The organism is Enterobacter asburiae, from assembly GCF_024599655.1.
Lineage (GTDB): Bacteria > Pseudomonadota > Gammaproteobacteria > Enterobacterales > Enterobacteriaceae > Enterobacter > Enterobacter asburiae_D.
In genome coordinates this window covers 2531159-2541347 of the sequence record NZ_CP102247.1, presented here as the reverse complement: position 1 = coordinate 2541347, position 10189 = coordinate 2531159, and the positions used below count along the sequence as shown (strand labels likewise).

Below are 10189 nucleotides of genomic sequence, written 5' to 3'. Positions count from 1 at the left end.
AATTATCGCCCTGGACAGGACGTAGCAATATGAAGACACATCCACAGTACGAACCCTGGCTGCAGGGCATGCTCATTATCGCAAAACACTATCGCCTGGATTTCTCGGCGGAGCATGTTCGGGTCACGATTAACCATGAAAGCCAGTCTCCGCGCCAGCTGGTGCTGGAGGAGATGGCGCGTCAGCTTGGGCTGGGGATGCGTATGGTGGCGGCTGAAGCGGTATCCCTCGATCCGTGGCGCCTGCCGCTGCTGGCGGAATTCACCGGCGGGCAAATCGCGGTCATTAACCGCATGGACAGCGAAGGCAACGTCAGCCTGCAGTTTAGCGGCGACGCGGGGCTGGAGACGACCCTGACGCGTGACGAAATTGGGATGCGGTTAAAAGGGCTGATGGTGTTGCGCCCGCTTGAATCCACGCCGGATGCCCGCGTGGACGATTACATCAAACCCTATGAGAAAAACTGGTTCTGGCAGCTGGCGCTGAAAGACTGGCGACGCTACAGCGACATTATGCTGGTGGCGCTGGTGGCCAACGTGCTGGCGCTTTCCGGCATGGTCTTCTCCATGCAGGTCTATGACAGGGTGGTACCGTCGCAGTCGGAAGCCACGCTGTGGGTGCTGTTTGGCGGCGTGATGATCGCCATCGTGTTCGAATTCATCATGCGCATGCTGCGCGTGCATATTTCTGACGTGGTGGGGAAGCGCGCCGACCTGCGTATCTCTGAACGCGTGTTTGCCCACGCGCTGCGGATTAAAAACGGCGCGCGATCCAAATCAACCGGATCCTTTATCGCGCAGATCCGCGAGCTGGAGTCGGTGCGCGAGCTCATTACCTCGACCACCATTGCGGCGATTTCCGATCTGCCGTTCTTCCTGCTATTCGTCTTTATTCTGTGGATGATTGGCGGCCCGCTGGTACTGGTGGTCCTGCTCGCCGTGCCGCTGCTGCTCATCCCCGGCCTGCTGGTGCAGCGCCCGCTGGGGAAACTATCCAGCGAAGGGATGCGTGAATCCGCCATCCGTAACGCCACGCTGGTGGAAGCGGTGCAGGGCATTGAAGACATCAAGCTGATGCGCGCCGAGCAGCGTTTCCTGAACCAGTGGAATAACACCAACGACGTTGCCGCCAGCGTCGGCATGAAGCAGCGCTGGCTGACGGGCCTGCTGCTCACCTGGACGCAGGAGGTGCAGTCCATCGTCTATGCGGTGGTACTGCTGGTGGGCTGTTATCTGGTCATCAGCGGCGACATGACCACCGGTGCGCTGGTGGGAACCTCGATTCTGGCATCGCGCACTATCGCGCCGCTGTCGCAGATCTCAGGCGTGCTCTCGCGCTGGCAGTCGGCAAAAGTGGCCCGCAAGGGGCTTGACGACCTGATGCAGCGCCCGATTGACGATCCGCAGCACGGCAAAAAGGTGCACAAAGCCCACCTGCGCGGCGACTATGCACTTGAGGACGTCGGGTTTTATTACGACGAGGAAGAGAAACTCACCGTGCTCAACATCAGCAAGCTGCAGATCCGCGCCGGAGAGCGCGTGGCGGTGCTCGGGCGTAATGGTTCCGGTAAAAGCACGCTGCTACAGCTTCTGGCGGGCATGCAGGAGCCGCAGCAGGGCAGCATCCTGCTCGACGATATTGCCCTCAATCATCTGGACCCGGCCGACGTGCGCCGCGACATGCAGCTGCTTAGCCAGCAGGCCCGGCTGTTCTTTGGCTCCGTGAGGGACAACATCCTGATGGGGAACCCGTTAGCCACCGACGATGAGATTCATCAGGCGCTGGTTAACAGCGGCGCGCTGGAGTTTGTGCGCAAGCAGAAAATGGGGCTGAACTATATCATCAACGAAGGCGGGGCTGGCCTGTCGGGCGGCCAGCGTCAGGCGCTGCTGCTGGCGCGTGCGCTGATCACTTCCCCTAATATCCTGCTGCTGGACGAGCCTACCGCCTGGCTGGACGAAATGAGCGAGAAGCAGTTTATACAGCATCTCCACAAATGGCTGGGTAAGCGCCGGACGCTGGTGGTGGCGACGCATCGCCTGCCGATTCTGGATTTGGTCGACCGCATCATTGTGCTGGAAAACGGCAAGGTGGTGATGGACGGCCCGCGCGATGCGATCCTGCATCAGCACGGTATGGCGCCGCAGAAAGCCGCGCAGCGCACCGTGACCATGAAGCCGGCGGCAGTTGCCGAGGAGGGCGCGGCATGAATGATTTCTCTCGATTCAATAGCCGACTGAAGGAGCCACGCCTGCCGCGCTCGTCACTGGTGGCATGGTCGCTGTTCGCCCTGCTGGCGGTGTTTATCGCCTGGGCAAGCCTGTTCCATCTGGATGAAGTGACGACCGGCAGCGGCAAGGTCATACCGTCTTCTCATGAGCAGGTCATTCAGTCCCTGGAAGGCGGCATTATCCACAGCCTGATGGTGCGTGAAGGTGACATTGTGGAACGCGGCCAGCAGCTCGCGCAGCTAGACCGAACAAAAACCGAGTCGAGCGTGCTGGAGAGCGAGTCTCGTCTGAATGCGGCGCTGGCAACGGCGGCGCGCCTGAAGGCCGAGGTGAACGACACGGAACTTGCGTTCCCGGAAGAGCTGGATGACGACGTTGAGCTGGTTAAACAGGAAACGGCGCTCTACCAGTCCCGTCGTGAGAGCCTCGAAAAAGGGCTGGCCGGGTTGCGTCAGGGGGCCGAACTGGTGCAGCGCGAGCTGTCGTTGACCCGTCCGCTGGTGACCCAGGGGGCGGCCAGCAAGGTTGAGGTGTTACGTCTTGAGCGTCAAAAAAATGAGCTTGAGAATAAAATCACCGAGATGAAAAACCAGTACTACGTTCGCGCCCGTGAAGAGCTGGCGAAAGCCAATGCGGAGATTGAGGCCCAGCGTTCGGTGATGAAAGGGCGTGAGGACTCCCTGACCCGGCTGACCTTCAACGCCCCGGTTCGCGGGATCGTGAAGGATATTGACGTCACGACCGTGGGAGGCGTTATCCCACCGAACGGCAAGCTGATGAGCCTGGTCCCGCTTGACGATCAGATGGTGGTCGAAGCGAAAATCTCGCCGCGCGATGTGGCGTTTATTCATCCTGGCCAGAAAGCGCTGGTGAAAATTACGGCCTATGACTACTCCATTTACGGCGGACTGGAAGGGGAAGTGACCATGATTTCGCCGGACACCCTGCAAGATGAGGTCAAAAGGGATGTCTACTACTATCGCGTCTATATTCGTACCGACAGTAACCATCTGACCAATAAGCAAGGTCAGGAATTTCCGGTCTTTCCGGGCATGATTGCCACTGTTGATATTAAAACCGGCAGCAAAACCATTCTGGATTATCTGTTAAAACCGCTGAACAAGGCAAAGGAGGCGCTGCGGGAACGATAGGGGAATGGCGTTCGGAACACCGAACGCCTGCTGGATTATACGGTTGACGTCACGCTGTGAGCGTGGCGTCGCTCTTTAGGGACAACGTTGATGTAATGCGTAACATACGCAAAATATAAACCGGCATAGTTTTCGACAAGTTCGATAAACGCCGGGTATATCGACATCCGACCATCACCACGATCTTTAACATAACCCGCCTCTTGTGCCGATTTGATAATTCGGTTGACGTGGATGCGTGAAACGAAAAATTCTTTTGCGAGCGTGCTGGCCGAATAATCAATAACCGCGCCGTGAGCGGATTTATTTTTCATGGCCTGCAGATAAATATAAAGCATAATCATGCGGCCACCATCCTTATCGATAAATAACCCCACTTCTGGCAAAACCTTTCTGAACGTTAATCCCCGAAAAAGATATTCTGCCGCACGGCGGAAGAAGTTATTTCTCAAAATATCATTATCCAGCAGGTTAACATTAATATTAAATGCCGGATACAGAATGCTGACTGGCAAAAATGCGCCGGACATATAGCGTTTAAGTTCATTCAAACCTTTTTCGGTTGGCGCGATTCTCGTTTTGCGTCGGTCTTCCGTGCAGCGCCAGGTCTTGATGCGCCCGGTGGTTCTCAGTATCGTAATGATCGCAATAACGCTGTTGGGGCTGGCTATCTTATAGCGAGAACATAACTCTTTTATCTCTGAAACGGATTCCGCCTGATTTCCAAAAATAAAACAACACATAGAGAGAATAATGTTAAACCGTGATTCCTGCAGCATGGTCTTGTAGAAAAGAGGCTGTTTTTTGTAGATGGTGTCATTAATTGTGTAGTGCTCTAATATTGCCTCACCGAATCGGGGATTGTTCTTTATAACATCCCTTCGATGTAGCAAGGCCCTGGATGAGATGTGATTATCCATAGCATTTTTCTCGTATTTGGATGAGCCGATAGATGAAGTGTCCAGTCTTCTTTTTCGGAATTGTCATTATACCCTGTGAATGAGATATTTGCCGTTGTTATTTGCAAAGAAAAGTATATTTAAACGACGGTGATTAACGCAAAGATGTTCCTGTGAGTTCGGCTGATAACTGTTTCTTAGCCTGAGGCTGTACTGTAAAATTAATGCTTATAACAGGTGCGTTAAATTTTATGCATTCACAAATGGAAATGGCGCTTCAGTGCCCAGGAGCAGGTTATGACCCACAAAATTTCTATGAGAAATGGGGCGTGCGATGAACAAAAATATGTCATCTCAGCCTGCGGTTTTACGTTCCAGGGATATCGTCTAATCCTTAACCAGTACGGTATACAGGCTTCGCATATTCACTTTGACGGTGATGAGGTATCCCAACAGGATATGGAAAATATCCTTATAAATCAGAATGCTCATATTGTAGCGTTTCTCGGGAAAGGTATCGTCAATCTCCTGGAGAGCCTGAAGCGGCTGGCTTCCGTGCTCAATACGCTTCCCGTTATTCGACGCGTCACCCTGTATGGTGACATACCGGATGGCTGGCTTTACCGCACTCTGGGCAGTCTTTTAAATAACAGTTATCAATTGTCATTGATTCGTATAGCCCGTATTTCAGATGCTATTACCTGTTCTTATACGCAACATCACGTTTTTAAGGATCGTTCGTATTTATTACGCGATCGCTGCAGGGATAATTCTTCGCAAGAAAATCTTAAGTGGCTAACAAAAAGAGAGATTGACGTTTTATTAAATTTCTACCGCGGCATGTCCGTAAAAGAAATGTGCGACGAAATGGGGCTTTCTAATAAGACGGTTTATACCCACCGTAAGGAAGGTGTGCTGAAATTACGCTTAATTAAGCGATGGTTACACGAGCCGCACAATTTTAAAGCGAAAGGGGGAGTTAAACATCAGCGTCAAAAAAGAGAATTCACGGATAAGGAAACGGAAATATTTAATGCGCTACTTAGGAGAGAGATCTTCCCTGCCTATCAGATTATTACCGATCGTGACAAAAAGGGCGTAGGTTTTGAGATACTGATCCGCTGGAATAAAAACGGTAAAATCGTCAAGCCAGCCAGCTTTCTCACGGATATCTCAAATCATGAGATATGGTTAAAAATAACAGCGTTAGTTATCCATGCTGCCGTGTCGGGGATCAATAAGTATAATGGCAAATACTATTTTTCAGTAAATATTCCGCCTCGCCTGGCGTCAGGGAATGCATTGCCTGATATGGCAAGGAAGGCTATCGACATGCTGCTCAAACCGCAATGGGCTGAAAAGCTGGTCTTTGAATTTGCAGAAGATATTGACGTGACGAAGGACAAAAGGATCCCTGAAACCATGCGGCATTTACGTAATACGGGGTGTCGATTGTTTTTGGATGACTGTTTCTCTAATCATCAAACCATGTTCCCGGTGCGGCAGGTGCATTTTGATGGACTCAAGCTGGATCGGGACATCGTTGAGCATTTTGTGGCAAACGACAATGACTATAACCTGATTAAAGCGATACAGTTTTATAGCGACATGACCGGAACGGACTGTATTGCGGAGGGGGTGGATAGTGAAGAAAAGTTTGAGAAATTAGTCGCGCTGGGCGTGAAAAACTTTCAGGGGTATTATTTATCGCGCGCCGTGAAAGAGGAAGAGTTAGACCGCATGGTGAGGTTGTTCAGTTAAGAAAAATAAAGCCCCGAAGGGCCTTTTATTATTTTCGACCCAGCAACAGGCCGAGAACAATACCGACCGCACCCGCTGCGACGAGGCCGGTGAGGGGGTTATTTCTGACAGCTTCAGTGACGTCGGAAACCGCATCGCTGGCCTGCGCGGCATATTTTTTAGCCGCACCTTTGACCTGATGCTTTGGTGAATCTACGAATTCACCAAACTGCTGCTGCGCAGAACCTGCAAGTTCATCAAATTTATTTTTTGCTTTGTCTTCTGCAAACTGGGTGTTTTTATCAGTACCGAGATCGGACATTTTCGCCTCCTTTTGTTGATATTTAAAGGATAGCCGCTCTTTGCGGATGTGGGAGACGAAAGGTTAATTTCGGCACCTGGCAGGGCTGTTTTCGGATATATCTCTGTGCGGGGGGCTCGCACAGAGAGACACTGTTATTCGGCAAAACTCAGCAGCGCGTCGCCATCAAGACGATAGCGAACCCATTCGGACTGCGGCAGCGCGCCGATGCTCAGGTAAAAATCAATGGCGGGTTGGTTCCAGTCCAGCACGCTCCATTCAAGGCGGCCGCACTGCCGTTTTACCGCGAGCTGCGCGATATGTTTCAGCAGCGCTCTTCCCGCGCCTTTACCGCGATAGTCCGGGGAAACGTACAGGTCTTCCATGTAAATACCGTTGCGTCCTAGCCAGGTAGAATAGCTGGTGAAGAACACGACATAGCCAGCGATCTTACCTTCACATTCCGCGATCAACGCCTCGGTTTTAGTGCCTGCGCCAAAGAGCGTTTCCCGGATCTCCTCTGGCGTGGTCACCACTTCTTCCGGCGCTTTTTCATATACCGCGAGCTCATAGATCATGGCGTAAATTGCCGCCGCATCTTCGGGACGGGCCTGACGAATGGTTATGCTCATTGTTTTTCCTGTTTTTTAGCCTGTGTTTCGATTGATGGCGTTAAGCATACGGAGTATTGTCCGTAGAATTAAGTGCAATGAAATCAACAAATGATGAATATTATGCATCCGGTGCTGAGGCGCCTTGATTTAAACCTGCTGCCCGTTTTCGACGCGATTTACCGCCACCGTTCCGTTCGGCTTGCCGCTGATGAGCTGTCGATGAGCACATCGGCATTGAGCCATGCGCTGTCGCGTTTGCGCATCACCCTTAATGACCCGCTATTTTTTCGGGAAGGGCATCGCATGTCCCCCAGCGTGTATGCCGCTCAGCTTGCGCCTTCCATTGCTTCCGCACTGTCGTTCCTGAATCATGAGCTGACCCCGCAGCCGGAGTTTGACCCGGCCAGCAGTACCGAAAGCTTACAAATTGGGATTACGGACTTTACCGCGCTGTGCATTTTCCCCGCGCTGATGCATAAACTGCAGCTTGCTGCCCCGGGTTTGCGTTTCGAATTGCGCTATCTGCCGCACAGCCCGGCGCTGACGGAACTGCTGGCGGGCGAAGTGGATCTCGCGCTGGGGTTCAGCACTCAGGATGATATCCGGCACCCGGAACTGGAAGAGATCGACTGGTTTGAAGATGAGTATGTGGTTATCAGCAACGCGCGGCGGACGCGTCTGACGCTGGAGGATTATCTCGCAGCCCGACACCTGGTGGTGACGCCATGGAATGAAAAGCAGGGCGTTCTGGACGTGCGGCTCGAACAGTTGGGCTATACCCGACAAATCGCGATCAAAACGCCGTCGATGCTCAGCGCGCCGTTTATCGTTGCGGAAAGCGACCTGCTGATGGCGATCCCCCGTTTTGCCACAGAGAAGCTGACGGCGGCGGCGGACCTGAGGATTTTTCCTTTACCGTTTTCGATACGCACGTTCGAAGTGAAAATATATTCACATAAACGCAGCGGACAGCGGGGCGCAACCCGCTGGCTTAAGGAGGAGCTGCAAACGCTGGCGCAGGCGCGTCATTCCGGGCTGTCCGGCTCCCAGGAAAGGATATCGCCGGGTTGACACTGCAGCGCCTCGCAAATTTTCGCCAGCGTATCAAAACGTATCCCTTTCACCTTGCCGGACTTGAGCAGCGACAGATTTTGCTCAGTGATCCCCACAAAGGCTGCCAGTGCTCTGGACGTCATTTTCTTCTCTACCAGCATTTTGTCCAGATGAACCACGACAGCCATAATTAGATGAACTCCTTATTTTCTTCTTCCGCTTTGATCCCTTCGACCAGGGAGTGAAACGTTACCAGCAGCAAACCGCCTGTTAATAACAGAACAAAATCCCCAAGCAAAAGGGTGACCTGGTAGTAATGTCCCGGCCACGCGATGGTCAGCGGGATCAAAAAGCGACAGACCGGCAGTGCGATCCCAAGGGTTAGCATCGCGATGGCAATCTTGCGAACGCTGTTTGCCAGAGCCCGGGAGAGGATCTGTTTTTGACGAACCTGTCGCGTGACGCTCATTCCCTGCCAGACAGCAAAGGCAAACAGCCCCGCGGGGAGATAAAGGATCGCCAGCAGGAGGATCTGGCGTAGCGGTGAAACCGTCGAAACCGCCAGAAAGTCATTCTGAACCTCAGCGAGCTTTAGCAGAGTGGAAATAAAAAACGACTCGCCGGTGAAATAGATCCACAGAGGGGTGATTAATACCAGGATGAGAAAGAGCGGCAGCACCCCTGCAATGAGCACCAGACTGAGTTTATCTCTCGCACTATTCACGTCGAACCTTCCTGAATATTTCATATTATTTTAAGAGCAGCATGCTCAAGCATGACATAAGCATCAGCGCGATGGCAATCTTGCCGCTGTTCAGACAGTTAGCTCCGTGTTTCATCCAGGGTTTTGGCCACACGTGATACACGCTAAAGGCAAGATATGACGCCTGAATCACCCAGGTGAGCATTCTGAAAAAGTAACCTGGAGTATTCAGATGGGTGATGGTTTGCAACATCTCCATGCTATACAGAATTATTCCCACGGTCAGCATTGTGTTCACCAGCCGAAGTTTATACCGCGCGGCCCAGGTTCCGCACGCAAACAGCAGGGCCGAGACGAAGGTCAGTATCGCCCAGAGAATATCAATCCAGTTCATGATGCGCCTCTGCTGTATAAGGTGGCTGGGTTAATAGCAGCCGTATGGCCGGGACAACCACCGGCCACGCGGTGTCGGACAGGATCACCACGGCGCTTTTACGCTTTCGGTCGAAGGCAATAGCGGAAGCGAACCCTGACGATTCACCATCATGCCAGGTGATATCGCGCCCCTGAATGCGCGTGGTGAACCAGCCATAGCCCACGCGTGAATCGGGGTCGTCAGTCGCAAACTGCGGCGTCATTGCGTCGCTCCATGCGAGCTGGCCTGCCAGCAGCGACTGAGCGTAATGGGCCATATCGACAATGGTTGAACGCACGCCTCCGGCAGGGGCAAATGCGTGCATGATCCACGGCGCTTCGCTCAGGCCGGAAGCGGACCGCCCCTGGCTGAACGTGGAAGAGGCGGGCGCTGTATCACTGGCAACGACGGAGTCTGTCATGTGTGCCTGAGTGAATATTCGCGTTTGCAGGAGGTCAGCAAAAGATTGATGCGATGCACGCGCCAGCGCCAGGCCCAGCAGCGCGTAGCCGGTGTTGGAATAGTCAAATCCGGCCGGGCGTTCGACGCTGGCTTTATTCACCATGTCTATTAATGTCCCCTCATCGAATTTCCAGAAATTGTCACGCAGGATGATGGTCTTAATCACCTGAACTTTCTCGGGTAACGACGTCGCCAGCTGCGGAAGGCCGGAGCGATGCGAAGCCAGCTGCGCCAGGGTAATATCGCTCGCCGGGCCTGCGATCTCCGGAATAAGTTCACCGACGCGGGTTTGCGGCGCCGCTTCGCCGCGTCGCTGCGCCTCAATCAGCAGGCTGCTGGTCATGGTTTTGGTCAGGCTGGCGATTTCATACTGTTTTGTAAAATCGCTGTCCCACAGGGCGTACTGCACGCCCTTTGGCGTGATAAGTGCGACGGCAACGCTGCCACGCGCACCGCTGAGGTGTGGCGTCAGGAACGAGACGATGGTTGCATCACCCGTCTGGCGCGGGGACGGCGTGCTGACGCCCGGCTGCAGGTAGATACCTGCGGCAATCAGCGACACAAAAACCACCCCTGCGGCTAACAATCGCCTGCGGCTGTATACATACTGTTTATTCATG

At 53.3% G+C, this 10189-nt stretch carries 11 protein-coding genes; 4 read left to right on the top strand and 7 right to left on the bottom strand.

The annotated features are described in order from the left end of the window. Nucleotides 1-29 precede the first annotated feature (29 nt). Both NQ230_RS12010 and NQ230_RS12005 read left to right on the top strand, forming a co-directional pair. Nucleotides 30-2210, top strand: a complete 2181-nt coding sequence (locus NQ230_RS12010; RefSeq protein WP_257257820.1) for a type I secretion system permease/ATPase — start codon at nt 30-32, stop codon at nt 2208-2210. Next, nucleotides 2207-3382, top strand: a complete 1176-nt coding sequence (locus tag NQ230_RS12005) for an HlyD family type I secretion periplasmic adaptor subunit (RefSeq protein ID WP_029740549.1) — start codon at nt 2207-2209, stop codon at nt 3380-3382. The genes NQ230_RS12010 and NQ230_RS12005 overlap by 4 nt, the downstream gene beginning before the upstream one ends. Nucleotides 3383-3417: 35 nt before the next feature. On the opposite strand, the gene NQ230_RS12000 is transcribed toward NQ230_RS12005, so the two are convergent. Further along, on the bottom strand, nt 3418-4302 hold the full coding sequence (locus NQ230_RS12000; protein WP_121423663.1) for a helix-turn-helix domain-containing protein: 885 nt from the start codon (nt 4300-4302) through the stop codon (nt 3418-3420). A gap of 276 nt (nt 4303-4578) precedes the next feature. Between NQ230_RS12000 and NQ230_RS11995 the strand changes: the two genes are divergently transcribed. After that, the gene (locus tag NQ230_RS11995; protein WP_257257819.1) at nt 4579-6042 is read left to right on the top strand and encodes an EAL domain-containing protein; all 1464 of its coding nucleotides are present in this window, start codon (nt 4579-4581) and stop codon (nt 6040-6042) included. A gap of 28 nt (nt 6043-6070) precedes the next feature. Here NQ230_RS11995 and NQ230_RS11990 read toward each other — a convergent pair whose 3' ends face one another. Beyond that, nucleotides 6071-6343 (bottom strand): ElaB/YgaM/YqjD family protein, encoded by a 273-nt coding sequence (locus NQ230_RS11990; RefSeq protein WP_032657256.1) that lies wholly within the window; start codon nt 6341-6343, stop codon nt 6071-6073. Between the two features lie 134 nt (nt 6344-6477). Next, entirely contained in the window at nt 6478-6954 is a 477-nt protein-coding gene (locus NQ230_RS11985; RefSeq protein ID WP_257257818.1) for a GNAT family N-acetyltransferase, read from the bottom strand. 90 nt (nt 6955-7044) lie between these two features. On the opposite strand from NQ230_RS11985, the gene NQ230_RS11980 reads away from it, so the two are divergent. After that, nucleotides 7045-8007: a LysR family transcriptional regulator gene (locus NQ230_RS11980; protein WP_257257817.1), complete on the top strand. Its 963-nt coding sequence runs from the start codon at nt 7045-7047 to the stop codon at nt 8005-8007. On the opposite strand, the gene NQ230_RS11975 is transcribed toward NQ230_RS11980, so the two are convergent. The 4 genes from NQ230_RS11975 to NQ230_RS11960 are packed head-to-tail and all read right to left on the bottom strand — an operon-like array spanning nt 7962 to nt 10188. Then, nucleotides 7962-8177 (bottom strand): helix-turn-helix domain-containing protein, encoded by a 216-nt coding sequence (locus tag NQ230_RS11975; protein ID WP_024908393.1) that lies wholly within the window; start codon nt 8175-8177, stop codon nt 7962-7964. The genes NQ230_RS11980 and NQ230_RS11975 overlap by 46 nt on opposite strands. A 2-nt stretch (nt 8178-8179) precedes the next feature. Beyond that, the gene (locus tag NQ230_RS11970) at nt 8180-8713 is read right to left on the bottom strand and encodes a DUF2975 domain-containing protein (protein WP_121423667.1); all 534 of its coding nucleotides are present in this window, start codon (nt 8711-8713) and stop codon (nt 8180-8182) included. A 25-nt stretch (nt 8714-8738) separates the two neighbouring features. Continuing rightward, a complete protein-coding gene (locus tag NQ230_RS11965; protein ID WP_257257816.1) occupies nt 8739-9086 on the bottom strand; it encodes a hypothetical protein in 348 nt (115 codons plus the stop codon). Beyond that, nucleotides 9073-10188, bottom strand: a complete 1116-nt coding sequence (locus NQ230_RS11960) for a serine hydrolase domain-containing protein (protein WP_257257815.1) — start codon at nt 10186-10188, stop codon at nt 9073-9075. Before NQ230_RS11960 ends, NQ230_RS11965 begins: the two co-directional genes overlap by 14 nt. Nucleotide 10189 lies beyond the last annotated feature (1 nt).

Excerpts from the sequence above, each read along its gene's own strand:
- NQ230_RS12010 (WP_257257820.1), top strand. The coding sequence starts at position 30 with ATGAAGACACATCCACAGTACGAACCCTGGCTGCAGGGCATGCTCATT.
- NQ230_RS12005 (WP_029740549.1), top strand. The coding sequence starts at position 2,207 with ATGAATGATTTCTCTCGATTCAATAGCCGACTGAAGGAGCCACGCCTG.
- NQ230_RS12000 (WP_121423663.1), bottom strand. The coding sequence starts at position 4,302 with ATGGATAATCACATCTCATCCAGGGCCTTGCTACATCGAAGGGATGTT.
- NQ230_RS11995 (WP_257257819.1), top strand. The coding sequence starts at position 4,579 with ATGACCCACAAAATTTCTATGAGAAATGGGGCGTGCGATGAACAAAAA.
- NQ230_RS11990 (WP_032657256.1), bottom strand. The coding sequence starts at position 6,343 with ATGTCCGATCTCGGTACTGATAAAAACACCCAGTTTGCAGAAGACAAA.
- NQ230_RS11985 (WP_257257818.1), bottom strand. The coding sequence starts at position 6,954 with ATGAGCATAACCATTCGTCAGGCCCGTCCCGAAGATGCGGCGGCAATT.
- NQ230_RS11980 (WP_257257817.1), top strand. The coding sequence starts at position 7,045 with ATGATGAATATTATGCATCCGGTGCTGAGGCGCCTTGATTTAAACCTG.
- NQ230_RS11975 (WP_024908393.1), bottom strand. The coding sequence starts at position 8,177 with ATGGCTGTCGTGGTTCATCTGGACAAAATGCTGGTAGAGAAGAAAATG.
- NQ230_RS11965 (WP_257257816.1), bottom strand. The coding sequence starts at position 9,086 with ATGAACTGGATTGATATTCTCTGGGCGATACTGACCTTCGTCTCGGCC.
- NQ230_RS11960 (WP_257257815.1), bottom strand. The coding sequence starts at position 10,188 with ATGAATAAACAGTATGTATACAGCCGCAGGCGATTGTTAGCCGCAGGG.